Origin of the sequence: Lentzea miocenica, from assembly GCF_033949945.1 — a bacterium.
Classification (GTDB): Bacteria; Actinomycetota; Actinomycetes; order Mycobacteriales; family Pseudonocardiaceae; genus Lentzea; species Lentzea miocenica.
On sequence record NZ_JAXAVW010000005.1, the window covers coordinates 138,685 to 164,269 of the forward strand.

23 protein-coding genes are annotated in these 25,585 nt (G+C 68.8%); 16 read left to right on the forward strand and 7 right to left on the reverse strand.

The window, feature by feature from the left end:
* Positions 1–3 precede the first annotated feature (3 nt).
* Genes SK803_RS08155 through SK803_RS08165 form a run of 3 tightly spaced genes read left to right on the forward strand, consistent with a single transcriptional unit; the run spans position 4 to position 4,086 of the window.
* Positions 4–1,284, forward strand: coding sequence for an SWIM zinc finger family protein (locus tag SK803_RS08155; protein WP_319965190.1), 1,281 nt, complete (start codon positions 4–6; stop codon positions 1,282–1,284).
* Positions 1,281–3,770 carry a DUF7824 domain-containing protein gene (locus SK803_RS08160; protein ID WP_319965191.1) on the forward strand — a complete coding sequence of 830 codons (2,490 nt, stop codon included), beginning with the start codon at positions 1,281–1,283 and terminating at the stop codon, positions 3,768–3,770. Before SK803_RS08155 ends, SK803_RS08160 begins: the two co-directional genes overlap by 4 nt.
* A 4-nt stretch (positions 3,771–3,774) precedes the next feature.
* Positions 3,775–4,086: a DUF6968 family protein gene (locus SK803_RS08165; protein ID WP_319965192.1), complete on the forward strand. Its 312-nt coding sequence runs from the start codon at positions 3,775–3,777 to the stop codon at positions 4,084–4,086.
* Here the strand turns inward: SK803_RS08165 and sph are convergent.
* Positions 4,079–5,005 carry a sphingomyelin phosphodiesterase gene (sph, locus tag SK803_RS08170; protein ID WP_319965193.1) on the reverse strand — a complete coding sequence of 309 codons (927 nt, stop codon included), beginning with the start codon at positions 5,003–5,005 and terminating at the stop codon, positions 4,079–4,081. The genes SK803_RS08165 and sph overlap by 8 nt on opposite strands.
* 163 nt (positions 5,006–5,168) lie before the next feature.
* Between sph and SK803_RS08175 the strand changes: the two genes are divergently transcribed.
* Positions 5,169–5,540 carry a hypothetical protein gene (locus SK803_RS08175; protein WP_319965194.1) on the forward strand — a complete coding sequence of 124 codons (372 nt, stop codon included), beginning with the start codon at positions 5,169–5,171 and terminating at the stop codon, positions 5,538–5,540.
* 1 nt (position 5,541) lies between these two features.
* Entirely contained in the window at positions 5,542–8,058 is a 2,517-nt protein-coding gene (locus tag SK803_RS08180) for a caspase, EACC1-associated type (protein ID WP_319965195.1), read from the forward strand.
* Here the strand turns inward: SK803_RS08180 and SK803_RS08185 are convergent.
* Positions 8,042–8,728, reverse strand: coding sequence for a FadR/GntR family transcriptional regulator (locus tag SK803_RS08185; RefSeq protein ID WP_319965196.1), 687 nt, complete (start codon positions 8,726–8,728; stop codon positions 8,042–8,044). The two genes, SK803_RS08180 and SK803_RS08185, sit on opposite strands and share 17 nt — an antisense overlap.
* A gap of 77 nt (positions 8,729–8,805) precedes the next feature.
* On the opposite strand from SK803_RS08185, the gene SK803_RS08190 reads away from it, so the two are divergent.
* Genes SK803_RS08190 through SK803_RS08205 form a run of 4 tightly spaced genes read left to right on the forward strand, consistent with a single transcriptional unit; the run spans position 8,806 to position 13,690 of the window.
* Positions 8,806–10,068 carry an ABC transporter substrate-binding protein gene (locus SK803_RS08190; RefSeq protein ID WP_319965197.1) on the forward strand — a complete coding sequence of 421 codons (1,263 nt, stop codon included), beginning with the start codon at positions 8,806–8,808 and terminating at the stop codon, positions 10,066–10,068.
* A gap of 1 nt (position 10,069) precedes the next feature.
* Complete coding sequence (locus SK803_RS08195; protein ID WP_319965198.1) at positions 10,070–10,906, forward strand: carbohydrate ABC transporter permease; 837 nt, start codon at positions 10,070–10,072, stop codon at positions 10,904–10,906.
* Between the two features lies 1 nt (position 10,907).
* Complete coding sequence (locus tag SK803_RS08200) at positions 10,908–11,729, forward strand: carbohydrate ABC transporter permease (RefSeq protein WP_319965199.1); 822 nt, start codon at positions 10,908–10,910, stop codon at positions 11,727–11,729.
* Positions 11,726–13,690 (forward strand): alpha-galactosidase, encoded by a 1,965-nt coding sequence (locus SK803_RS08205; RefSeq protein WP_319965200.1) that lies wholly within the window; start codon positions 11,726–11,728, stop codon positions 13,688–13,690. Before SK803_RS08200 ends, SK803_RS08205 begins: the two co-directional genes overlap by 4 nt.
* On the opposite strand, the gene SK803_RS08210 is transcribed toward SK803_RS08205, so the two are convergent.
* A complete protein-coding gene (locus SK803_RS08210; RefSeq protein WP_319965201.1) occupies positions 13,671–14,258 on the reverse strand; it encodes a bifunctional 4-hydroxy-2-oxoglutarate aldolase/2-dehydro-3-deoxy-phosphogluconate aldolase in 588 nt (195 codons plus the stop codon). The two genes, SK803_RS08205 and SK803_RS08210, sit on opposite strands and share 20 nt — an antisense overlap.
* A 48-nt stretch (positions 14,259–14,306) precedes the next feature.
* On the opposite strand from SK803_RS08210, the gene SK803_RS08215 reads away from it, so the two are divergent.
* From SK803_RS08215 to SK803_RS08240, 6 genes are all read left to right on the forward strand, one after another.
* The gene (locus SK803_RS08215; RefSeq protein WP_319965202.1) at positions 14,307–16,319 is read left to right on the forward strand and encodes a hypothetical protein; all 2,013 of its coding nucleotides are present in this window, start codon (positions 14,307–14,309) and stop codon (positions 16,317–16,319) included.
* 10 nt (positions 16,320–16,329) lie between these two features.
* A complete protein-coding gene (locus tag SK803_RS08220; RefSeq protein ID WP_319965203.1) occupies positions 16,330–17,010 on the forward strand; it encodes an SDR family NAD(P)-dependent oxidoreductase in 681 nt (226 codons plus the stop codon).
* Positions 17,007–18,149, forward strand: coding sequence for a galactonate dehydratase (gene dgoD / locus SK803_RS08225; RefSeq protein ID WP_319965204.1), 1,143 nt, complete (start codon positions 17,007–17,009; stop codon positions 18,147–18,149). The genes SK803_RS08220 and dgoD overlap by 4 nt, the downstream gene beginning before the upstream one ends.
* 108 nt (positions 18,150–18,257) lie before the next feature.
* On the forward strand, positions 18,258–19,352 hold the full coding sequence (locus tag SK803_RS08230) for an FAD-dependent oxidoreductase (RefSeq protein WP_319965205.1): 1,095 nt from the start codon (positions 18,258–18,260) through the stop codon (positions 19,350–19,352).
* Positions 19,353–19,402: 50 nt separating this feature from the next.
* Positions 19,403–19,972, forward strand: coding sequence for an XRE family transcriptional regulator (locus tag SK803_RS08235; RefSeq protein WP_319965206.1), 570 nt, complete (start codon positions 19,403–19,405; stop codon positions 19,970–19,972).
* A gap of 91 nt (positions 19,973–20,063) precedes the next feature.
* On the forward strand, positions 20,064–20,807 hold the full coding sequence (locus SK803_RS08240) for a class I SAM-dependent methyltransferase (protein ID WP_319965207.1): 744 nt from the start codon (positions 20,064–20,066) through the stop codon (positions 20,805–20,807).
* A gap of 21 nt (positions 20,808–20,828) precedes the next feature.
* Here SK803_RS08240 and SK803_RS08245 read toward each other — a convergent pair whose 3' ends face one another.
* Positions 20,829–21,902, reverse strand: a complete 1,074-nt coding sequence (locus tag SK803_RS08245) for an ROK family transcriptional regulator (protein WP_319965208.1) — start codon at positions 21,900–21,902, stop codon at positions 20,829–20,831.
* A gap of 87 nt (positions 21,903–21,989) precedes the next feature.
* On the opposite strand from SK803_RS08245, the gene SK803_RS08250 reads away from it, so the two are divergent.
* Entirely contained in the window at positions 21,990–23,174 is a 1,185-nt protein-coding gene (locus tag SK803_RS08250) for a YbiU family protein (protein WP_319965209.1), read from the forward strand.
* Here SK803_RS08250 and SK803_RS08255 read toward each other — a convergent pair.
* The 3 genes from SK803_RS08255 to SK803_RS08265 are packed head-to-tail and all read right to left on the reverse strand — an operon-like array spanning position 23,160 to position 25,584.
* A complete protein-coding gene (locus SK803_RS08255) occupies positions 23,160–24,410 on the reverse strand; it encodes a sensor histidine kinase (protein ID WP_319965210.1) in 1,251 nt (416 codons plus the stop codon). The two genes, SK803_RS08250 and SK803_RS08255, sit on opposite strands and share 15 nt — an antisense overlap.
* Positions 24,407–25,099, reverse strand: coding sequence for a response regulator transcription factor (locus tag SK803_RS08260; protein WP_406601498.1), 693 nt, complete (start codon positions 25,097–25,099; stop codon positions 24,407–24,409). The genes SK803_RS08255 and SK803_RS08260 overlap by 4 nt, the downstream gene beginning before the upstream one ends.
* Positions 25,099–25,584, reverse strand: coding sequence for a hypothetical protein (locus SK803_RS08265; RefSeq protein ID WP_319965212.1), 486 nt, complete (start codon positions 25,582–25,584; stop codon positions 25,099–25,101). Before SK803_RS08265 ends, SK803_RS08260 begins: the two co-directional genes overlap by 1 nt.
* Position 25,585 lies beyond the last annotated feature (1 nt).

A 25,585-nucleotide genomic window follows, 5' to 3' on the forward strand; every position in this document is an offset into this window, starting at 1 on the left:
GCGATGCACTCGTACGCCTACGTCGCCGACTCCCGGCTGGACGAGACGCGACGCGCCCTGGGCCTGCAGACCTCCGGCGGCAGGGCGCCGAACCCGCGTTTCTTCACCGGTTTCCTCGGCGACGCGCAGCAGTCCGCGACGGCGTTGCTCGCCATCGCCAAGATCGCGGGCACCCGCTACTTCCAGCCCACCACCGAACGCCTGCGGGACCCGGTCGTCACCTGCAACGGCGACCGGCTGCGCTTCGAGTCGTTCTCGGGCTGCTGCGGTGTTTACGCGCGCCTGGACGTCCTCGGCGACGTCCTCGACGGCGAGGTGCACGACCGCGGCACCACGAACGTCGACGTCAACGAGCCGCTGCGGCGCGCCCTCGCCCGCGTGACCAAGGGCGACCCGCTGCACCTCACGGTCGGGCCTGACCAGGTCGAGTTCGGCACGCTCGACGGCGTGGTCGTCGAGAAGAAGGTCCCGCTGCCACCGCGCTGGCTGCGGGGCTTCGCCGAAACCCAGGTCCTCACCTCGAAGTTCGACCTGAAGGCCGAACTCGCTCCGACGGACGCGCAACGGTTCCTCAAGACGCTTCCCAAGGGACGCGCGGCGGTGTGGGCGGTGCCGTCCGGGAAGTCGTTGCGGCTCAGCGGAACGGCCTCGGCCAACGCCGTGTGCCTGGCAGGCCCGAACCGCCTGGAAACCCTGATCCCGTTGCTGCGCTTCGCGAAAGCCGTCCGCCTCTACGGCCCGCCCGCCGCCGGCTTGCCCGTCGCGAGCGGCTGGGAGGTCGACCTCGGTGCGCAACGCCTGACGCTGGTCCTCTCACCCGAGGTGACCCGCGGCCTGTCCGGTGAGGGCGCCGTTCTCGACGGTCTCGCGGCAGGAGACGCCGACACCGACGCCGAACTGATCGGCGCGCTGCTCGACTTCGAACCCCGCGTGGACATCCCGGACCTGGCCGACCGCTCCGGACTCACCGCGGCCAGGGTCAAGGACGCGCTGGCACAACTGGGCACGTGCGGGCGAGTGGGCTACGACCTCGCCGAAGCGTCGTACTTCCACCGCGAACTCCCGTACGGCGGCGTCGACATCCAGGCCATGAACCCCAGGCTGCGCAACGCGAAGGCGCTCGTCGAGCAGAACGCGGTCAGCTGGGACGGCGACACCGCGCTGGTCGGCGACTACCGCGTCAACGGCGAGGCGTGCACGTGCCAGTGGTGGGCCGAGTACCGCGGTGGTCGTGGCAAGTGCAAGCACGTGCTGGCGGCGGACATGGTCAGGGGCAGAGCGTGAGCTTCGAACGGATCCAGGCCCTGATCGAGTCGGATCAGCTGCTCGCGCTCGGCGAGGTGCTGAAGAGCCTCACGCCGGAGGAACGCAAGGAACGCGCCGCCGACCTCGTCGCGTACGAGAAGGCGCGCCGGGCGTCCGGCCGGAACTGGGAACACCAGGCGGCGATGCACATCGCGGGCATCGGCCTGCTGCCGAACGCGTCCACGCTCGCGCCGTGGCTGGTGCGCTACCAGATCTGGTGGCATCGCATGAGCCAGGAGAACGGCACGATCGAGGCCCTGGACGTGTTGCGGCACCGCGACCTCGCGTGGCTGCCAGATCTGGTCGCACGGATCGCCACCAGGATGCCGACCCGCGAGCCCGGCCGGCACGACCTGCTGAGGATCGTGCTGGAGTTCTGCGGGGACAACCCTCCGGACTCCGACGGGTTCCTGCTGGCGTTCATGGACTTCGGCGGCCACACGCGCTGGAGGCCTGCCTTCGACGCGCTGATCCCGCACGTGCTGGAGGTCGTCGGAGCCGGTGCGATCTTCGCGAACACCTGGCAGTGGCCGCGGTTCCTGGCGGAGCGGGCAGACCGGCAGGTGCTCCTCGACGGCTGCCTCGCGCGGCTCCAGCAGGGCGGCAGCGTCAAGGAGATGGAGGGTTTCCTCGCGCTGCACAAGACTCTCGACGTGACGCTGGACGAAACAGCCGAGCACGCACGGGACTACGTCGCGATGCTGCCGGACTCGCGGTCAACCGTCGCCACTCTCGCGCAGGACCGGCTGAAGATGCTGGACGAAGCGCGGAAGCTCGACTTCGGCCTGCTCTGCGACGCGAGCCGCTGGGTGTTCGGCCGCACGGAGAAGAAGCTCATCCGCGCCCAGCTCACCTGGCTCGGCACCCACGCGAAGTCCACTCCGGACGAAGTGGTGCTGACTGCCGCGGAGCTGTTCGCGCACGAGTCCGACGACCTGCGCGGCCAGGCCGTCAAGCTGGTCGCCAAGCTCCTGCCGAAGATCAGCGACGCGACGAAGACCGAACTCCTGGCGTTGGCAGGACAACTGCCGGCCGACATGGCGGAGCAGCTCGGCAGCACCACGACGCAGGAAGTGGCCGCCGCGCTCGTCCCGTTCGTGCCGAAGCCGTTCCCGGGCCCGATCACCACCCTCGACGAGCTGACCGGTGAGGCGCTGTCGTTGTTCGGCCGCAACGCCCGGTACGTCGACCCGATCACCGCGGAACGGATCATCGCGGCGATCGTCCGCTTCGCCTGGCAGGACCGGGAAGCGATCGCCAAGGCGTTCCAGCCGATCTACGACAAGTATCCGTGGATCCAGAACCGCGACGCCTACAACACCTACCCGGACCACGCCAAGCGCACCGCCTGGACCGAGTTCCTGGCGGTCCTCTCGGTCGTTTCCGCGCCGCCGAACGAGGCCGAGTCGGCGCTGGACCCCGATCAGGCGTGGCTGGTGCAGCTGAATCGGGCCCGATCCGGGTCGGTGGGCCAGCAGCTCACCCTCCGGCTGCACGAGATCGAGCAGGGACTGGAGAAGTCGCCACGCCCCGCCCTGATCTCCACCCCGACCGCGATGTCCGGTCTGCTCGACCCCGCGACGCTGCTGGAACGGCTGGCCGAGGCGGAGGCGGAAGGCTGGGAACCGTGGCCGCACGACCTCAAGCAGGCGTGCCATCGGCTGCCCCTCGAGGTGGACGCCGAGGCCTTCGCGTCGTTGCGGAGCAAGGCGGGGGAGCGGCTGCGCGAGTTGATCTCGTTCCGGGCCGATCCGGTGATCGCCGTCGAGGAGCGGACCTACCGCTACCCCACCTACTACCGGGGTCAGCAGGAGGTCACCGACTTCGGCCTGCTCGTGACCGTCACCCCCGGTCTGGAGGAGCCCGAACAGCACCTGCGGGCGTACGACGAGTGGGGCCCGATGATCGAGTGGTGGCCGTCGGTGCTGCCTTCTCAACGGGAGGTCGTCGCCGCTCATCTGGTCCCGCACCTCCGATCCCGCACCGCGTCGAAGGGCAACGACGGACCGCTGCTGCCGATGCTCGCGGAAGCCGACGGCCCGGTGGGTCCCGCCCTGCATCTCGCGCTGGCCTACGGTCTCGCGGCCGAGGCGACCGTGGGCCGGGCCTGTGCGGTCGACGGCCTGCTGATCCTGGCCTCGCGTGGCCAACTCGACGGTCAGACGCTGGGCGACCTGCTCGGTCAGCTGCTCGACCGCGGCGACATCGCGCTGAACCGGGTCGTGCCGGGCCTGCGTGACGCGGCCCGTTCCGGTGCGTCCGCTCAGATCTGGGACGCCCTGAAGTCCGCGCTGCCGAAGCTGTGGTCGCACAACAGGGTCGCCGACGTCATCGAGCTGGCGGTCGAACTGGCGCAGCAGCTCAAGCCCAGTGGTGAGGTCGGCGGACTCGCGGAGGTCGCCGCGCGCAAGGGTTCCAGCAAAGCCGTCGTGCAGGCGAAGCGTCTGGTGAACGCTCTAAGCTGAACGCATGGACCTGGGACAGATCGTCGCGGAACGGCAGATCGAGGGCGTGGCGCCGGACGGATCACGGTTCGACGTGGTGGTCAGGTTCGGCGCCCCGCGCCCGGACCCGTTGAGCAGCAACGGTGACTGGGAGTGTCCACACCAGATCGTGGGCCTCGGCGACGACGCGGTTCAGGCGTCGTTCGGCGTGGACTCGCTGCAGGCGTTGCTGCTCAGCGTCTACGCGGTGCGGATCAAGCTGGCCGAGTCGGACAGCACCCTGGACTGGCTGGGCATGCCCGAACTCGGCCTCACCGTGGCGCCGCAGCTCAACTAGCGAACACGGGGTAGTGGTCGGACAGGTCGTTGTAGGTGTACTTGCGTCCCCACGACGTGATCGACCACTCAGGACTCTTCACGCGCCGGGTCTCGTTGCGCAGCAACGGTCCCTGGACCGTCAGCACGTAGTCGAGGTGCTCGGAGGCGTACTCGGGCCCGTACTGGTCGCGGCAGACGCTGTTGTCCGCGCAGTCCCACGAGAAGGGGTGCCCGACGATCTCGGGTGTCGACGCGCCCAGTTCGGTGACCATCCGCGGGAACTCGTCGCTCGCCTTGACCACGTTCATGTCGCCAGCGACGTACACGGGCTCGGTCGCCGGGATGGACCGCGCCGCCAGGAACGCCTTGATCTCCGCGCGCTGCGAGGCTCGGTATCCCGAGGGCGCGCTGGTGCAGGTGGAGTCCTCGGCCTGCATGTGCGTGCCGATCACGTGCACAGGCCCGGTGGGCGCCTCGATCCGCACGTACGCGAAACCCTTGTTGGAGAACCAGTCCGCGCCGCACCCGCCGCGGTACACGTGCTGGATCCGCGTCGTGATGGGCCATCGGCTCAGCACCGCGGCCCCGCCGTCCTCCGGCGTCGAGTCGCTGTAGGCGCCACTCGTCACGTCCCACCCGGCGCGGCTGCGGCCCAGCACCGGCGTCTGGTGCGGGTAGGTGTCGCGCAGGTTGGCCAGCAACCGGTCGGAGGCGGCGTTGTCGAACGCCTCGTTGAGCACGACCACGTCCTGGCCGCCGACCACGCCGGTGCTGTCGATCAGATCGGCCCGCGTGAGCTGGCCCCAGTTCGGGTAGAGGTTCCGCGACAGCATGAAGACGTTGTAGGTGGCGATCTTCGGGGCGGCGGGGGCTGCGACCGCGGCGGGAGCGGCGGAGATCGTCAGCGCGACGGCGGCGGCGAGCGTGATCAGGCGCATGAGGCCCGATGGTGACGGACGTGAAAGTCCTTCACAACCGCCGGGGCATGGCCCGATGGTGTCGTATCGATCAAGAGTGGATGAACCGTGCCGGTAACACCGCGTGCCGTTTCGGCGACTGACCCCTTGCCTTAGCCGTTGACTCCGCCGGGGGAGAACCGCCGTGCCGCGCGAGATCGAGTTCGTCGTCGTAGATCCGGACGGCGACGCCCTGGCCGCCAGCGAGGCGAGCGACCTGCTGCTCGAGGAACTGGACCGGCTCGACTTCGACCGGCTGGACCGGGCCACCACGACGACCGAGGAGCAGGGGACTCGTTCCGGCGCCGTCATGGTCGTCGGCACGCTGGTCGGGCTGGTCACGTCGCCTGTCGTGGTGCGCAGTGCGGTGGAGGTCGTCAAGAGCTGGCTGGTGCGGCGCGAGCGCGGATCGGTGACGATCACCTGCGGTGAGGACGCGCTGGAGCTCACCGCGGTGTCGAACGCGCAGCAGGAAGCGCTGGTCAAGGCCTTCCTGGACCGGCACGCCACGGACTGACATGGCCAGAAGATGCCTGATCATCGCGAATCAGCACTACGAGGACCCCGCGTTCGGCGAGTTGCCCGGTGCGGCGCAGGACGCCACGGCGTTGTCCGAGGTGCTGGCGCGGCCGGAAATCGGCCACTTCGAGGTCTCGGTGGTCCAGGACGCGAGCAGCACGAAGATCAAGCGTTCGATCGAGTCGTTCTTCCACGACGCTGCTAGAGATGACCTGCTGTGGTTGCACATCTCCTGCCACGGCATGAAGAACCGCGACAACCGGCTGTTCCTGGCCGGGTCGGACACCGAAAGCGGGTATCTCGCGTCGACCGGCGTCGACTGCACCTTCGTCAGCGACCAGGTGGAGGCCTGCCGGTCGAACAAGATCGTCGTCTTCCTCGACTGCTGCTACAGCGGCGCCTTCAGCCGGGGCCTGCGCACGCGCGGCGCCGAGTCGGTCGACATCGCCGAGGCGTTCGGCGGCAGGGGACGCGTGGTGATCACCGCGTCGAACGCCCTGCAGTACAGCCACGAATCGGTGCTCAGCAGCCGGGACGCCGCCGAACCGTCGATCTTCACCCAGGCGATCGTCCACGGCCTGCGCAGCGGCGACGCCGATCTCGACCTGGACGGCAGCATCAGCGTCGACGAGCTGTACGAGTACATCTACAAGGAAGTGCGCACACGTCTGCCGAACCAGACACCCACGCGCAGCGTCTCCAGCGCGGAAGGCACCTTGGTGCTCGCGCGCAACGTCCGCGACGCCTCGGCGCAGTTGCCGGCCGAACTCGTGCGGGCGAGCCGGAGTCCGTTGAGCTGGCAACGCATCGGCGTCGTGCACGAGCTGGAGAACCGGCTCGGCAGCCGCTTCGAGGTCGTCCGCACGGCCGCCGCCGACCTGCTCGCCGAACTCACGCGAGACGCCGATCCCGTGGTGGCCGCACAAGCACGGACGATGTGGCTCGTCCGCGGACTCGGTGAGCTTCCCGTTGGCGCGCAACAGAAAGACGACTGGGGAACCACTTACGGGGCCGTCGGCATCGACTTCGGCACGACCAACTCGGCGGTCGCTGCCGTGGTCGCCGGCGAGTCCAGGATTGTGCTCAACGAGTTCGGCAACCGCACCACGCCCAGTATCGCCGCCCTGACCGCGAGCGGCGAGTGGTTGGTCGGGGAACGTGCGAAGAACCAGGCGGCCGCGAACCCAGGGCGCACCTTCTCGTCGGTCAAACTGAAGCTGGGATCCGGCTGGTCCGCTGAACTCGACGGACGGCGGTACAGCGCCGAGGCCATCACCGCGATCATCCTCCGCCACCTCAAGCGCAGTGCTGAGCGCACCCTCGAAGCCAGGCTCAGTGACGTCGTGCTGACCGTCCCCGCCTACTTCACGCTGGCAGAGCGCCGGTCGCTCGTCGAGGCGGCGCAGCAGGCGGACCTGAACGTACGGCGCGTGGTGACCGAGCCCAACGCCGCGGCGCTCGCCTACGGGGTGGACGACGACATCGACCTGGGCGAGGGCATGATCAACTACGTGCTGGTGCTCGACCTGGGCGGTGGCACGTTCGACGTGTCGCTGCTCGACATCGGCTTCGTCGGGCCGGGTTCGCCGGATGCCGAGGATGGGCTGATCATGATGGACGTCCACGCGATGAGCGGAGACAGCCGGCTGGGCGGGGACAACTGGGACCAGCGGATCTGCGAGTGGTTGTGCACGCGGTTCCAGACGGCCCACGGCATCGACCTCACCACGGACGCGTCGGCGATGCGCCGGGTGCGCGAGGCGGCGGAGCGCGCGAAGATCGAACTGTCGGGCGCCCGGTCGACCACCGTCACCGTGCCGTACGTCGCGGCCGGTCTCACGCTGGAGGAGGAAATGTCCCGCGAACGCTTCGAGCAGATCAGCTCCGACCTGCTGGACCGGGTCCGCCGGCCGATCGAGCGGGTGCTGAAGGACGCGGGCGTCAAGATCACCGACATCAAACAGGTGTTGCTGGTGGGTGGGGCCGCCCGCATGCCCGCGATCGGCGCGCTCGTGACGGAGCTGACCGGAGCCAGCCCCCGGCGTGGCCTGATTCCGGACGGCGTGGCGATCGGCGCCGCGATCCAGGCGGGTGTGCTCGTGGGAGAGGTCAGGGACTCGCTCCTGGTCGACGCGATCCCGTGGTCGCTGGGCATCGAGACCGGTTACGGGGTGTTCACGAAGCTCGTCGAGCGCAACACCAATGTGCCGACCAAGCGCAGCGAGGTCTTCACCACCCCGCGCGACAACCAGGCGTCGGTGCAGATCCGGCTCTACCAAGGGGAACACGAACGGGCCGCCGACAACGTCTGTCTCGGCACGTTCACTCTCACCGGGCTGTCCGAAGGCAGTCCGCAGATCGAGATCACGATCGACATCGACCAGAACTGCACGGTGCGGGTCACCGCCCGGGATGTGCGCAGTGGTGGGGAACGGTCGATGCTCGTCGACGCGGACAGTGCCCGCGACATCGCCGCGGCGGACCCGTCCGCGAGGCTGGTCATCGTAGGCGGTTGAGGTCCGCCCCCGACTTGTCGACCAACGCCCGCATCGCCTCGTAGGCGGCCTCGGGGTCACGAGCGGCGATAGCGTCCAGCACCGCGCGGTGCGACGGCACCGGGTCGTCGTCCACGCTGCCGTGCACGAGCTTGTCCCGTTCGGCCAGCCCGATCGCGATGATCCGTTCGACTTGAGTGAGGAACGCGTTGTGCGTGCCGGCCATCAGCAGCCGGTGGAACTCCAGGTCCGCCCGGACGGTCGCCGCGAGGTCGCGCGCGGAAGCCATCCGCTCCAACGCCCCGCCCAGGGCCTCGATGTCGGCCTCCGACGCGCGTTCGGCGGCGAGGCGAGCGGCGGCGGGTTCGACGATCACCCGCATCTCGGTGAGCTCGTCGAACAGGCCGGGGTCGGTGTCGGACTGGGTCTGCCAGCGCATCACGTCGGTGTCGAGCAGGTTCCACGACGAGCGCGGCTGCACGAAGGTGCCGCGCTTCTGCCTGGCGTCGATCATGCCCTTGGCGGAGAGCACCTTCAGCGCCTCGCGCAGCGCCGTCAGCGACACGTCGAGTTCTTCGCGCAGCGCCGGGAGATCGAGGGTGTCGCCCTCGCCGATCTCGCCGGCGAGGATCCGGCCCGCCAGCGCCTCGACGGTCTGGCCGTGCACGCCACGAAGCCGCTTCTCGCTCATGAGGTCAGATCATACGGCACATCATAAATTATGAATTATTCTTGACTTGATCATGACGTGGGCGCAATCTGTCCGCCATGGACAGGCGTCACTTCCTCCGCGTCACCGCCGCCGCGGGTGCCGGACTGCTGGTCAGCGGCACGGCTTCCTGCGCCACCTCGGCGTCCTCCGGCCCGGTCACGCAACTCCCGGGCACGGCCACGATCCAGTCCAACCTCTCCGCGCCGGCCGCCAAGGCCGCGATCGAGGCACTGGTGAAGGCGTTCAACGACAAGAAGGGTTCGCAGGCCTCGGTCAACACCGTGGCGTCCGAGACCTTCCGCACCCAGCTGCCGAGCTACCTCACCTCGGCCAACCCACCCGACCTCTACACCTGGTACCCCGGCTCGCTGCTCAAGGGCTACGAGGAGAAGGGGCTGCTGCTCGACGTCAGCGACGTCTGGCAGACCATGGGCGACTACCCGCAGTCCTTCAAGACCTTGAGCGGCAAGGTGTTCGTGCCGACCACCTACTACTGGTGGGGCTTCTTCTACCGCAGGTCCAACTTCACGAAGTGGGGCGTCACCCCGCCGAAGACCTGGCAGGAGTTCGTCACCCTCTGCCAGACCCTGCAGAGCAAGGGTGTCATCCCGCTCGGCATGGGCGCGGGGGCCGACTCGCCGTGGACCGCGTCGAGCTGGTTCGACTACTTCAACATCCGCATCAACGGCGCCCCGTTCCACCGCGAGCTGCTGGCGGGCAAGCAGAAGTTCGACGACCCCAAGGTGAAGGCGATTTTCACGCCGTGGCGTGAGGTGTTGCCGTTCACCGACCCGAACGGCACCGCGATCGGCTTCCAGGAGGCCACGACCGCGTTGCTGCAGGGCCGCACCGGCATGCTGCTCACCGGCGCGTTCTTCGCTGACGCTGCCCCGAAGGACGCGCTCGACGACATCGACTTCTTCCGGTTCCCGATCATCGACCCGAAGGTGCCGCTGGCGGAGGAGGGCCCGACCGACGGGTTCTTCGCGAGCTCCAAGTCACCGCACGTCAAGGAGCTCAAGGAGTTCCTGACCTTCGCCGCGACGGCGGAGGGCCAGGAGGTCTACATCAAGAACTCGTCGGGCACGATCCTGCCGACCCATCCGAACGCCAAGGACTCCGGCACACCGCTCGTGACCAAGGGCCGCCAGCACCTCAAGGAGGCCGCGGAGATCACGCAGTTCTTCAACCGCGACTCCAGTGACGCGCTGCAGCCCACCGCGGACGCCGCGCTGATCAAGTTCCTCCAGCAGCCCGACCAGCTGGACTCGATCCTCGCGACCTGGCAGAAGGCCGCCGAGCAGGTGTGGTCGTCCTGACATGACCAGGAGCTTCGCCAGGGTCCCTCCGGTCCTGCTGCTGTTCGTGCTCATCCCGTTGCTGGTGGAGGGGTTCTGGGTCTTCTGGCCCGCGCTGCAGGGGTTCTGGCTCGCGCTGACGAACTGGGACGGCGTCTCGCCGCCCCGGTTCGTCGGGGGAGCCAACTACGCCAGGATGATCGGCGACCCGGTCTTCCGCACCGCGGTCACCAACACCGCGATCTGGCTCGTGTTGTTCGGCGGGCTGTCCGCGGTCGGCGGCCTCGGGCTGGCCGTTTTGCTGCAGAAGGAACGTCGTGGCGTCGGCGTCTACCGGGCGGCGCTGTTCGTGCCGGTGGTGTTCTCGCTGGTCGCCACCTCGTTGATCTGGCAGGTGCTCTACCAGCCGGGCGGGATCTTCGACAGCAGTCCGCTCGCCGACCCGGACACGGCGTTGTACGCGGTGCTGGTGCCGGCGCTGTGGCGGCAGGTCGGGTACGTGATGGTGCTGTACCTGGCCGGGCTCAAGGGCATCGACCCCGGCCTGTACGAAGCGGCCACTTTGGATGGTGCCACGGCCTGGCAGAAGTTCACCCACGTCACCTGGCCGCAGCTGCGGTCGGTCAACTCGGTCGTGCTGTCGGTGATCGTGATCGACTCGCTGCGGTCGTTCGACGTGGTGTGGTCGATGACGCGCGGCGGGCCCTACCACTCGTCCGAGCTGCTCAGCACGTACATGTACTCCACCGCGTTCCAGTCGCTCAAGCTCGGCTACGCCTCGGCGCTGGCGGTCGTGATCTTCGTGCTGGCGTTCGGCGTGATCGTGACGTACCTCGTCCGTGCGTTCAGGGAGAACTGAGATGTCCAGTAGCACTTCTGGCCGCGTCTTCCACGCCGTGGCGGGCACGATCTCCGTGCTCTGGCTGCTGCCGATCGTGGCGGTCCTGGTCACCGCGATCCGGTCGTTCGACGACATCGCCGCCAACGGCCTCGCGTCGCTGCCTCAGTCGTTCACCCTCGCCGGGTTCGCCGACGCGTGGACCAACGGCGGCGCGGGCGCGATGTGGAACAGCGTCCTCGTCACGGTTCCGACGGTGTTCCTGTCGCTCGCGCTGAGCTCGGCGGCGGCGTACGCGTTGAGCCGCTTCGAGATCCCCGGCCGGCGCACGATCATCCTGCTGATGCTCGCGGGCAACCTGCTGCCACCGCAGATCCTGCTGGTACCGGTGTCGAAGCTGACCGAGGTGCTCGGCATCTACGACACGCTGTTCGCGCTGATCGTGGTGCAGGTCGGGTTCGGACTGGGCTTCTACACGTTCGTGCTGCAGGGTTTCATGCGCGCGATGCCGAACGAGGTGCAGGAGGCGGCGACCATCGACGGCGCCGGTCCCGTGCAGATCTTCTGGCGGATCGTGCTGCCGATGACCAGGCCCGCGCTGGCCGCCCTGGCGGCGCTGGCGTTCACCTGGATCTTCAACGACCTGCTGTGGGCGATCACCGTGCTGAGGTCGTCGTCCGTCATGCCCGTGACCCCGGCGCTGCTGGCGTTGCAGGGTCAGTACGTGTCGAACTGGAACGTGATCGCGGCGGGTTCGGTGATCGCGGCGATTCCGACCGTGGCGGTGTTCCTGCGGTTCCAGCGGCACTTCATCTCCGGACTCGCGGTGGGAGCTGTGAAATGACCTCGACCCAGAACGACTGGACGCTGAGGATGGCCACCACCTCCTACACGGTGGCGGTCGAACCCGGCGGTCGTTGGGCCGAGCTGGTGGCGTGGGGCCCGCACGGAGTCGAGTGCGGGCCGTCGCCGCTCAAGAACCTGGGCGAGATCCACTTCATCACCGAGGCCGACGCGGCCCCGATCGAGTACGCGCCGCGCGGGCAGCGTCCGTTCACCGGCGCCGACCTGGAGCTGGACGGCGACTCGTGGTTCATCTTCGACGGCGCTACCGAGTCCGGCGGCGTGCTGCGCCTGGCGTTCGCCGACGAGGTCGCCGGGATCCGCGCGGTGCTCTGCTACCGGCCCGAAACCGCCGTTGACGTGCTCGCCCGCTGGGTCGAGGTCACCAACAGCCGCGACGAACCCGTTCGTCTCACCAAGATCGGATCGGCGGGCGTGTGCCTGCCGGTGAGCAACCCACAGCTGTCCTTTTTGCACGGTGAATGGGCACGCGAGTTCCAGCTGGACCACGTTTCCCTACCCGCGGGCGGGTTTCGAATCGGCAGCTCCTACGGCGTTCCCGGGCACAACTACGCGCCCTGGTTGTCCGTGGACGACACGTGGGGTGTGTCGCTGGCGTGGTCCGGTTCCTGGGAGATCACGGCCGAGGTCGAGCCTTCCGGACTGACCCGCCTGCGCGCCGGAATGCTCGGCCCGGTCGTGGTCGAGCCGGGGGAGACGTTCACAACGCCCGAGGTGGCGCTGGCGTACTCGACAGACGGCCTGTCGCGCGTGTGGCACGCCTACGACCGGCTGCGGTCGAGGCCCGCGAGGAAGCCCGTGCTCTACAACTCCTGGGAGGCAACCGGGTTCGAGGTCTCGCTCCCGCGGCAACTCGAACTGGCCAGGATCGCCGCCGACCTCGGCGTGGAGCTGTTCGTGGTCGACGACGGCTGGTTCGTCGGCCGCCACGACGACACCGGTGGCCTCGGCGACTGGTATCCGGAGTCACCGGACTTCGGCGCGTTCGTCGAGGACGTGCGCGCGATGGGACTGGAGTTCGGCCTGTGGGTCGAACCGGAGTGCGTGAGTCCGAAGTCCCAGCTCTACGCCGACCACCCGGACTGGGTGTACCGGCTGCCCGGCCGTGAGCCGACGCTGATCCGCAACCAGATGCTGCTCAACCTCGGCCTGCCCGAGGTCCACGAGTTCGTCGTGTCCACTTTGGACCGGCTGCTGACCGGGTACCGGATCAGCTACCTGAAGTGGGACATGAACCGGCCGGCCACCGAACGGTCCGGCGAGCTCGACGACGCGCACGTCCGCAACTACTGGCGCGTCCTGGACCATCTGCGCACGAAACACCCGCACGTGCTGGTCGAAGGCTGCGCGGGCGGTGGCGGCCGGACCGATCTCGCGACCACGGGCAAGGTGGACGTGGTGTGGCCCAGCGACAACACCGCCCCGCTGGACCGCCTCAGGATCCAGCACGGGTTCCTGCACATGCACGCCCCGCACCTGATGTCGTCGTGGGTCACCGACGCGCCCGGCATGTTCGACGCCCGTCCGCGCTCGCTGAAGTTCCGCTTCGTGCTCGCGATGGCCGGAGTGCTGGGCATCGGCGCGGACGTGCGGCACTGGTCGCGTGCCGAACGCGCGGAGGCCGCGGTGCTCATCAGGCGCTACAAGGACATCCGCGAGGTCGTGCACAGCGGTGAGGCGCACCTGCTGAACGACGCGATCCAGTACTCCGCTGAGGACCGGGTCGTGGTGCTGGCCTGGAACACGGGCTCGCTGACGGGAGTGCCGGTCGTGCCCGGCCAGTCGTCGCGGGTGAAGCTGAAGGGCCTGACCGCCCAGTCCTATGTGGACGAGTACGACCAGGTCTACTCGGCGGCGCACCTGGCCCACGTCGGGCTGCCGTTCGACTGGTCTGTCACGAACGACGCCGACGTGGTCGTGCTCAGGCCAACAGCGCCCTGATCTCGTCGAGGGGCGTGCGGGACAGGGCCGACCCGACCCCGCACGCCACCGCGCCTGCCTTGAGCCAGGCGGGAACGTCAGCCGGTGCCACCCCGCCGGTCGGCACCAAAGGCGCGTACGGCAGCACCGCGAGCACGTCCTCGACCCACTGAGGCGTCGGTGCGGGGAACACCTTGACGGCGTCCGCGCCCGCTTCCAGCGCCTGCACGATCTCGGAAACGGTCCCGGCGCCAGGAAGCACAGCCGCCCCGTACCGGTGCCCGGCCCGGATCACCGACAGGTCGAGGTTGGGCGCCACCAGGAACTGGGCGCCCGCACGGATCGCGGCCACCGCGGACGCCTCGTCCAGAACGGAGCCCGCGCCGATGGTCGCGTCCGGATAGGTCTCTCGCAGGTGCTGGATCGCCTGCGGCGCCTGGGGGTTCGTCAGCGGGAGCTCCAGCGACGTCAGGCCCGCGTCCAGCAGCGGAACGGCGGCCTTGACGGCGGAGCCGGCGTCCTGGGTGCGGACGATCGCGATGATGCCCTGCCGCACGACTGCTTGGGTGATCTCGTAGCGGTAGCTCACGCGTTCAGCCTACTACACATAAATTATGAATTATTGTAGGCTCCCCGCATGTCCGTTCGCAGAGTCGCGTTGGCCATCGCCTTGATGTCCCTGGTTGCGACACCCGCCTATGCCGGTGATGACCAGGGAGCGCCCACTTACTACGACAGTGGTGTCGCCAAAACCCCGTACATGGGGTGGAACACGTACTTCGGCCTTGGTGCGCCGAACGAGAAGGACGTCCGCGGTGTCGCGGACTACCTGGTGAGCAGCGGCCTGCGCGACGCGGGCTACAAGATCGTGTGGATCGACGGCGGCTGGAACGCGCCGACTCCCCGTGACGCCACGGGAAACCTGGTGGAGGACCCGGCGAAGTTCCCCGGCGGTTTCGACAAGCTGGTGCGGGACCTGCACGCCAAGGGCCTGAAAGCCGGCATCTACACCGACGCCGGCCCGTCCGACGGCAAGAACTGCGCCGCGGGCAGTGGCGGGGGCTACTACGAGAAGGACGCGAAACGGTTCGCCGACTGGGAGTTCGACGCGATCAAGATCGACTTCCTCTGCGGCATCTTCGCGAACCTCAAGCCCGCGCAGGCGTTCGCGGACTTCAGCAGGGCCGTGCAGAAGGCCGGTCGGCCGATGATCCTCAACCTGTGCAACCCGGTCACCGACGAGTGGGGCGTCCCGCACACACCGGACCAGGTCGCGCACATCTCCTACACCTTCGGGCCGCTGATCGCCGACTCCTGGCGCACCTCGACCGACGTCGCGTTCGGCACGCCGTACGAGGGCATCTGGCGTGACGTGCTGCGCAACATGGACCGCAACGCCTGGCACGCCGAGGCCAACGGCCCGGGGCACTACAACGACCCGGACTACCTGATCCCGATGCGCAAGACGCAGCAGGGCACCTACGAGCTCAACGAGGAGGAGTCCACCTCGCAGTTCGTGATGTGGGCGCAGATGTCCTCACCGTTGATCATCGGTTCGGACCCGCGCACGCTGCCACCGTCGATGGTCTCGACGTTGAAGAACCCGGAGATCCTCGCGGTCAACCAGGACCCGCTGGCGATCCAGGGCGTGCGGGTGGCGTCGACCGGCGACACCGACGTCTACAGCAAGGTGTTGTCGCGCAAGGGCGAGCGCTCGGTCGTGCTGCTGAACCGCCGCGATGTTCCCGCCGAGATGACGGTGAACTTCGCGCAGGCCGGTCTCAAGGGCAACGTCGCCGTCCGCGATCTGCGGGCACGGGCCGACCGCGGCACCGCTGCGGACTCGTACACGGTCACGGTTCCCGCACACGGCACCGCGATGTTCAAGCTGCGCGGCACGGACCTCGTGCCCGGCGAAGCCGTTGGTTCCGACGCCACCGCCTCACCCGCGATCGCACGCGTCGGCGACGAGGCGTTCGTGTTCTCGCGTGGGGTCGGCGGCGAGCTGAAGATGCTGCGGAGCGGCCAGTGGTCCAGCCTGGGCAGGGCGATCCAGGGCCAGCCCGCCGTCCGCACCGTCGGTTCGGACGTCGAGGTGACAGTCCGGGGCACCGACAACCGCGCCTGGCAACGGACCCTCCACAACGGACGCTGGGGCTCGTGGAAGTCGCTGGGCGGCAAGCTCACCGACGCACCGTCGGTCTCCGCGGACGGCACGCTCGTGGCTCGCGGCGCCGACGGCGAGGTCTGGCAGTACAACGGCACCTGGACGTCGCTGGGCGCGCCCGGTGACGCCCCGATCTACGGCAGGCCGAGCGTCGCCGGCGGTCAGGTGGCCGTGCGGACCGCGGACGACAGCGTGTGGGTCCGCCCGGTCTCCTCGGGTGAATGGACGTCACTCGGAGGCGTGATCTCCGGCAGCCCGACCCTGGTCGAGTACCAGGACCGGGTCTACCTGTTCGCGCGGGCGAGCGACTACACGCTCTGGCAGGTCAACCGCAGCGACGGCGCCTGGGGCGGCTGGTTCAACCGCCCCGAGTTCCCGAGCAACTCGCTCGTCGGCGCCGTCGGTGCTACTGCTGGACCCGACGGCTCCGCGTGGACAGTGGTGCGCGGACCGGACAACAAGGTCTACCGGCAGAAGCTCTAGGAGAACGTGCATGAAGTGCGCGGTGGTGTCGGGTGCGGCAGCGGGAATCGGTGCCGCCACGGCACAGCACCTGACCGGCAACGGCTATCGGGTGATCGGAGTCGACATCGCCGGTGACGTGGCGGTGAAAGGCGACGTCAGCGACCCGGAGACGTGGCAACGGGCGGTGGAGCTGAGCGACGGCGGCGTGGACGCGTTGGTGTGCAACGCCTACACGGTCACCGTCGCCCCGCTGGACCTGACCACGCCGGCCGAGTGGGAACGCCAGCTCGCGGTCAACCTCGGCGGCGCGTTCCACGGTCTGCAAGCCTGCCTGCCGTCACTGAGGCAACGCGGCGGCTCGGTCGTGCTGGTCTCGTCGGTCCACGCGCACTTCGGCATCCCCGGCCACGGCGCCTACGCGGCCACGAAGGGCGGGCTGGTCGCGCTGACCCGCCAGCTCGCGGTCGAGTACGCGCCGGACGTCCGGATCAACGCGGTGCTGCCCGGTCCCGTGCTGACGGCGGCATGGGACCGGGTGTCCGTCGAGGATCGGGAACGCAGTGCCCGAGCCACCCCGGCCGGCCGCCTCGGCGACCCGGCCGAAGTGGCGTCGGTGATCGGTTTCCTGTTGTCTCCGGGGGCGTCGTTCGTGACGGGCGCGGAGATCCTGGTCGACGGCGGCTGGTCCGCGGCAAAGGACAGTTCATGAAGGTGACGGCGGTCGAGACGTTCCTGGTCGAGCCCCGCTGGTTGTTCCTCAAGGTGAGCACGGACGAGGGGGTGAGCGGCTGGGGCGAGCCGGTGGTCGAGGGCCGTGCCGAGACGGTCCGCGCGGCAGTGCACGAGCTGTCCGAGCTGGTCGTCGGCCAGGATCCGTTGCGCGTCGAGGACCTCTGGCAGGTCCTGCGCCGCGGCGGTTTCTACCGCGGCGGCCCGGTGCTGTCGTCGGCGCTCTCCGGCTACGACCACGCGCTGTGGGACATCGCCGGCAAGGCACGCGGCCTGCCGGTGCACGAACTGCTCGGCGGCCCGGTCCGCGACCGCGTGCGCGCCTACTCGTGGGTGGGCGGCGACCGCCCCGACGGCATCTTCGACGCGGTGGCCAGGCAGGTCGAGGCAGGCTTCACGGCGGTGAAGATGAACGCGACCGCCGAAATGCGCTCGATCGCGTCGCCTGCCGAGGCTCAGGCGGTGCTGGAACGTGCGCGGGAGGCCCGTGCGGCGCTGGGACCCGACGGCGATCTGGCCATCGACTTCCACGGCCGTGTTTCCCCTGCCATGGCACGACGTCTGGTGCGCATGCTCGAAGAGGTGCAGCCGATGTTCGTCGAGGAACCGGTGCTGCCCGAACTCCCGCCCGAAGTGCTGGCATCGGTCGTCCAGGCCTCGACGGTGCCGATCGCGACGGGGGAGCGGCTGTTCTCGCGCTGGGAGTTCAAACCGGTGCTGGACGCGGGCGTCGCCGTCGTGCAGCCCGATCCGTCGCACGCGGGCGGTATCTCGGAGCTGCGCCGGATCGGTTCGCTCGCCGAGGTCTACGGCGCGTCGATCGCGCCGCACTGTCCACTCGGGCCGATCTCGCTGGCGGCGTCGCTGCAGGTGGCGTTCACGACGCCGAACTTCCTGATCCAGGAACAGAGCGCGGGCATGCACTACCACGGCACCGACCCGTCGTACCTGGTGGACATGGCGCCGGTGCGGGTCGTGGACGGCTGGATCGCCCGGCCGACCGGGCCTGGCCTGGGCGTGGAGGTCGACGAGGAGGCCGTGCGGAGGGCTGCGGAGATCGGGCACGCGTGGCGGTCGCCGGTATGGCGGCACGACGACGGCAGCTTCGCTGAGTGGTGACTGACAGCTCGTACCAGCGGGCTGTCAGGCGCGTGTGCGATCGGTGCCAGCGGCTCGGGTGAGCCTGATCTTGTCGCCAACCGGGCGGCACGATCAGAAGGAGCCCGAATGCACGTCACGATCATCGGTGCCGGCCTCGGCGGCCTCACGCTCGCCCGCGTGCTGCACGTCAACGGCATCCCGTCCACCGTCTACGAGGCGGAGGAGTCGCCGACGTCGCGCGCGCAGGGCGGAATGCTCGACATCCACGACTACAACGGCCAGCTCGCCGTCGAGGCCGCCGGCCTGATGACCGAGTTCCAGAGCCTGATCCTGGAAGGCCGTCAGGCGATCCGGGTTCTGGAGTCCGACGGCACGGTCCTGCTCGACAAGCCCGACGACGGCACCGGCGGCCGCCCCGAGGTGCAGCGCGCCGACCTGCGGCAGATGCTGCTCGACTCGCTGCCGGAAGGCACCGTCCGCTGGGCCCACAAGGTGACGTGCGTTGAAGGCAACGAGGTGACGTTCGCCAACGGCACCACCGTCACCGCGGACCTGCTGGTCGGCGCCGACGGTGCGTGGTCGAAGGTCCGGCGGCTGCTGACCGACGCGACGCCCGTCTACACCGGCACGTCGTTCGTCGAGACCTACCTGTTCAACGCCGACACCGAGCACCCGGTCGCCGCGAAGACGGTCGGCGGCGGCTCGATGTTCGTGCCGGCCCAGGGCAAAGGCATCTTCGCGCACCGGGAGAGCGGCGACACCCTGCACGCCTACGTCGAGTTCGTCCGGCCGCTGGAGTGGTTCGACTTCGACCTCACCGACGCACAACGGGTCGCGCGGCAGTTCGAGGGCTGGGCCCCGGAGCTGACCGCGTTGATCATCGAGTCCGACACCCCGCCGTTGCTGCGTCCCCACTACATGCTGCCGGACGGCACTCGCTGGGACCGCGTGCCGGGCGTGACCCTGGTCGGCGACGCCGCGCACCTTTCCGCGCCCAACGGCGAAGGCGCCAACCTGGCCATGCTGGACGGCGCCGAACTCGCCAAGGCCCTCGCCACGCACGCCGATGTGGAAACGGCGCTGCACGAGTACGAGGAGGCCATGTTCGTGCGCACCGCGGAGACCGCCGAAGACACCGACGGCATCCTCGAGAGCATCTTCGGCGAGGACGGCGCACCGCAGAAGCTGCTCGACGTGCTCATGGCCGCCGAACAGCACTGACGAGCAGCACTGACGAGCAGCGCTTGCGGCTCAGGCATACGATCGTGCGCATGACGCAAGAGGACGGCGATCTGGACAGCCTGGTGCGCAAGCGGATCCGGGCACTGCGGGTCGCGCAGGGGTGGTCTCTGGACGAACTCGCGACCCGCGCCCGGATCAGCCCGTCCTCTCTCAGCCGCATCGAGAACGGTCAGCGCCGCCTCGCCCTGGACCAGCTCGTCACCCTCTCCAGAGCCCTGGACACGTCACTCGACCGGCTCGTCGAGACCGACACCGACGACGTGATCGTCAGCCCGATGATCGACGGCGCGCACGGCACGATGCGGTGGCCGATCAAGGCGGAACCCGGCATGACCGTCATGCGCCAGCGAATGACGCCCCCGCCACCGGACACCACAGCATCCCTGCGCGCACATTCAGGCCGCGAATGGCTGGTGGTCCTCTCCGGCACCGCGATCCTGCTGCTGGGCAACCGCCGGATCCGCGTCGAGACCAACCAGGCCGCCGAATTCCCGACCATGCTGCCGCACGCGATCGGCACCGCCGGCGGCCCGTGCGAGATCCTCGGCATTTTCGACCGCGAGGCCCGCCGCGGCCACAACGCCGACAAGAAGGCCTGATCTTGCGCGAACGGCACGCCGCGAACCGACCGTCTTGCCTCATACGCAAGTGATCGTGCACCAGACGCACGGCCGACCTACCGTGAGGCTCATGAGCGATCACGGACACGGCCATGGGCACGGCCACGGCGACCAGGCAGAAGTCCTCGAACTCGACGCGGAGATCCTCGCCGAGCACACCGCGTCCATCATCGACTGGCTGCCCGTTACGAACCCACGCCACGTAGTCGACCTCGGCAGCGGCACCGGCGCCGGCACGTTCGCCCTCCTGACCCGCTTCCCCGAAGCCCGCGTCACCGCCGTGGACTCCTCGGTCGAGCACCTGAAACGCCTCCACGACAAGGCCTGCGAACAGGGCCTGACCGTCGACACGGTCCAAGCCGACCTCGACACGCAATGGCCGGACCTGGGCACCCCGGACCTGGTCTGGGCGTCCGGCTCCCTGCACCACCTGGCCAACCCCGACCAGACCCTGCGCCAAATCCACGACACGCTGGCCCCGGGCGGCGTCCTGGCGGTGATCGAAATGTCCGGCATGCCGAAGTTCCTGCCGGACAACGCCCCCGAAAGCCATGTCGAGCAACACCACCACGACGAACGCGTCCCTCACCGAGGCGCCGACTGGGGTCCGAAACTCACCGCCGCCGGCTTCACCGTGGAGGGCGAACGCACCGTCACCGTCCACATCGAACGGTCGCCCGCCGTCGAACGCTACGCACACCTCGTTCTCCGGAGGCGGCTCGACCCGGAAGGCCTCGAACGCGCCCTACGCCGCGACGACCTCAGCCTGCGCGCCGAACGCACCGTGTGGGCAGCGAGGAAAGCCTCCGCCTGAACTCATTCCAACATCACTCCGCTAGGAGTTCCTGGAGGCCTCGACGAGCGCCGTCCGCAGCCGGTCGAGCGCTTCGGCCCTCGCGCCGGTCAACGACGGTTCCGCGACCGAAGCCGCCACCACGGACACGGGGCGGGGCGCGGAACTGATCGCGTCGAGCAACGCCGGTCCCCACGGCCCGCCCACCACGACGACCGCGGGATCGGCGAGCGCCACCAACGCCGTGATAACACCACTGACCGCCCGCGCCACCACTTCCAGCGTCGGGGAGTCCGCGGCCAGCAACCGATCGACGTCGATCGCCGTGGACCCGGCCTGTCGCAACCCCAGCGCGCCGAACACCTCGATGAACGCCATCGCGCCGGACGGCCCGGCCGTGATCAGGTGCGAGATCTCGCCGGACAGCCCCGCATGACCGCGCCGCACCTCGCCGTCGGACACGACCGCGCATCCCAAGCCCTCACCCAGATACAGGTAGGCGAAGTCGGCGACCCCGAGAACGGCGTGCTCGGCCTGTGCCGCCCAGTTCACGTCGTTGTCCACGATCACGGGCCCGTTCAGGAGCGGCCTCAACACCGCGACGGGATCCAGCGAACCCACCAGGAAGGGGGAGTCGGGCAACTGGACGAGGCGGCCCGTCCGTCGGTCCACGGGGTCGGCCGCGCTCACTGTGCACAGCCGGACGTTTTGTGCCGCAACGGTTTCCGCGACGACCGCGGGCAACACCCCGGCTACTTCCGCCGGTGAGGCGATCGCGTGATGCTCCGTCGTCACGACGTCCCCGTACGCGTCGACGCACTCGGCCGTCACGCCAGCCGGCGCGATCGTCACCACCAACGCCACGCCCACGTCGGAAGCCAGGCTGTAGAACGAACCGACCCGGCCCTTGCCGCGCCCGCCAGGGGTGCGTTCGCCGGTGTCGGCGACAAGACCCTGCTCGACCAACCGCCGCACGGACTCGCCCACGGTCGGCTTGGACAACCCGGTCTCCACCGCCAGCTCGGCCCGCGTCAGCTTCCGCGCGGACATCAGCGCGCGCAGCACGTGCTCGTCCGAGAGCGAGCGCAGCAGTTCCTGGGACGGCTTGGCGGTCACTCGTCGCATTCTAGTTAGAGGCCTTGCCTACAACGGGACGACACGCCTATGGTTCTAAGTAAGGAGGCCTTACTGGAAGGAGTCAAGGTGCTGCCGAACTGGGAGACAACCCCCGCTGACCTGCCGAAAGCCGTCCGCGAGATCAAGAAGGCGATCCGGGCGAACATCGAGGCATCAGGCCGGACCGTCGAAGAGGTGTTCGCGGTCGTCGAGAAGCAGATCCAGCAGGAGGTCGACGACGTCAAGGCGGGTCAGGCCTGGCCGGTGATCGACTACGCCGACATCGAGGCCGGAACGGCGTCGGCAGAGCTGGTCCAACGCCGCGGCTGCCTGGTCGTGAGGAACCACTTCGACCGCGAACAGGCCCAGGCCTGGGACAAGTCCGTTGTGGACTACGTCGAGAGCAACAACTTCTTCGAGAACTACCGCGGTCCCGGCGACGACTTCTTCGGCAGCGTCGGCTCGAAGCCCGAGATCTACCCGATCTACTGGTCGCCGGCGCAGGTCGAGGCCAGGCGACACGAGCGCATGGCCACGGTCCAGAAGTTCCTGAACGGCCTGTGGAAGCACGAAGGCTGGTTCGACCCGGACCGCGACGTCCACTACCCGGACCGAATTCGCAGGCGCCCGCCCGGTGCGAACTCGAACGGCCTCGGCACCCACCTCGACCCCGGCACGCTCGACCTCTGGATGACCAGCGAGTACCAGCAGGCGTTCCGGCATCTGTTCGGCGGCACGGTCGAGCAGTACGACCCGTGGGACGCCGCGCATCGCACCACCGGTCCGCAGTACCCGGGAACCACGATGTGCTCCGTGTTCCGCACGTTCCAGGGCTGGACCGCGCTGTCGGACATGGACCACGACCAAGGCGTCCTGCACACCGTCCCGATCCCCGGCGCGATGGCGTACCTGATGCTGCGCCCGCTGCTCGACGACGTCCCGGACGACGACATGTGCGGTGTCACCGTCAACCAGGTCTTCCCGGTCAATGATAAGTACCACTCACTGTTGCTAGAGGCTCTAATGGGAATTCCAGATGTTCGCGCCGGTGACTCGGTCTGGTGGCACTGCGACCTGATCCACAGCGTCGCGCCAGTCCAGGACCAGCAGGGATGGGGCAACGTCATGTACATCCCCGCCGCGCCGTGGTGTGCGCGAAACGAGCGGTATGCAGCTGAAATACAGCATGCATACACCACCGGTTCCAGCCCGAGCGACTTCCCCGAAGAGCACTACGAACGCGACTGGCCCAACCGCTCACGTCCCGAATAGCACCCGGAACACCGCGCCCTCGCCCGGCGCGGTGTCCAGTTCGATCCGCCAGCCGTGCGCCGCGACCAACGCGGCCACGATCGCGAGTCCCAGCCCGGTTCCGCCGGGTCCACGCGCGGAATCCACGCGGTAGAAGCGTTCGAACACCCGCGAAGCCTGCTCGGCGGTCATGCCGGGCCCGTGATCGCGCACCTCGAACGACTTCGCGGTCAGCCGTACCTCGATCGGCGACCCCGGTGGCGTGTGGATCACGGCGTTGTCGAGCAGGTTGGTCAGAATCCGCCGCATCAGCGCCTCGTCGGCCTGCTCCAGCACCGGTTCGGCAGGCAGCTCCAACGACACGGTCCGCTCCGCCTCGCGCATGCGGGCCTCGACGACGGCATCGGTGACGAGCACGACCAGGTCCACTGTGGACAAAGTCAGCGGCTGTTCCGAGTCGAGCCGTGCCAGCTGCAACAGGTCGTCGACGAGCAGGCCCATCCGTTCGGCGTGGTCCTCGATCCGCTTCAGGACGTCCGCGGCATCCGTGGCCGCGCCCTGCCGATAAAGCTCCGCATATCCCCGAATCGACGTCAACGGCGTCCGCAACTCGTGCGACGCATCAGCGGCGAACTGCCGCATCCGGTTCTCCGACGAGACCCGGACCGCGAACGCCCGCTCGATCTGCCCGAGCATGGTGTTCAACGCCGAAGCCAGCCGGCCGACCTCGGAACCGGGCCGTCGCACCGGAACCCGTCGTGACAGATCACCGTCCGCGATCTCGCCGGCGACCTGTTCGACCTCCTCCAACGCTCGCGTGGAAGCCCGGACCAGCGCATACCCGGCCATCCCCACCAGGATCAGCGCGCCGAGGCTGATCAGCAGGAACGCCAGCCGCAGGTCGTCGACCGCCTTGTCGACCTCCGACTGGTCGGTCGCCACGATCAGCTCGGCCCCGTCGAGCCGCCGCATCACCATGCGATGCGAGCCCACGGAAACGTGCTCGCCCTCAGTCAGCTCCCCGTACCCGGGCAGGGCTTCAAACGCCGTTCCGGACAGCACCTCGGACGGCGACCGAACAATGACGTTCTCCCGCAAGGGAAACAGCCGCGGCGCCGACGCCACCCGGTCGATCCGCGCGTCGAGCTGCCCGAGCAGGTACCGCTCCATCACCTGCGAGCCGATCAGCCACGTGCCGAACAGGCCCGCGGCCACCAGGGCGACGAGCACGACCACCAGCCGCACGCGCAACGTCATGCGCGGATCATGTACCCGAGACCGCGAACCGTGTGGATGAGACGCGGCTCGGAAGCGTCCACTTTGCGCCGCAGGTACGAGATGTACGACTCGACCACCCCGAAGTCGCCGTCGAAGTCGTGCGACCACACCTGATCGAGTATCTGCGCCTTCGACAACACCCGCCCGCTGTTGCGCATCAGGTAGTGCAGCAGCCGGAACTCGGTCGGCGACAGCTCCACCACCCGCGACCCGCGCCGCACGATGTGGCTCTCCACGTCCAGCGACAGATCGCCGCAGGTCAACGCCTCGCGCTCGTGGTCAGGCCGGGTGCGGCGCAGCACCGCCGTCACCCGCGCGATGACCTCCTCCAGGCTGAACGGCTTGGTGATGTACCCGTCGCCGCCGATGGACAGGCCGGTGATGCGGTCGTCGGTGCTGTCCCGCGCGGTCAGGTACAGCACCGGCACCTGCACGCCGCCGGAACGCAGCCGCCGCACCACCTCGAACCCGTCGCGGTCCGGCAGCATCACGTCGAGCAGCACCAGGTCCGGTGCCTCGGAACGCGCTGCCTGCAAAGCCTCGCCGCCGGTCGCCGCGCTCGACACGGTGAACCCCGCGAACCGCAGGCTGGCGCACAGCAGCTCGCGGATGCTGGGTTCGTCCTCGACGACGAGCAACCGGCCACGTTCCACGCGTTGATCCCGCATCACCCGGTGGCGGGCCGTTGCGTGATGGTCTGCCCGGTCACCGTGCCGTCCGAACCCGCCTGACCCTGCACGACGACCTGCTGGCCGGCCTTCAGGTCGGCCAGCTTGCCCTCCGACGTGACCTCGACCTTCGTGGTGTCCGAAGTGGACACCTTGACGATCTGGCCGTTCTGCGTCTTGACGTAGACCGTGGTGCCTTCGACGTGGTCGATCGTGCCGATGGTGCCGCGCCCGAAGTTCCCGCCGTTGGGCCGCTGCTGGGCACCGGAGGGCGGTGTGCCGTTGAACTGACGCCCAGCCACGTTCTGGCGGGCCGGGGTTTCGCTGGCACCGAAGGACTTCTGCACGAACACCCCGCCGACGAACGCGACGATGGCGAGCACCGCGACACCCAGGACGACCGTGGTCTTGCCGAAGCCGGTCTTGCGTTCCTTCAGCTCAGCCGAGATGTCGTTCTCCAGCGGCTGATCGAGAGGACTGGTCACG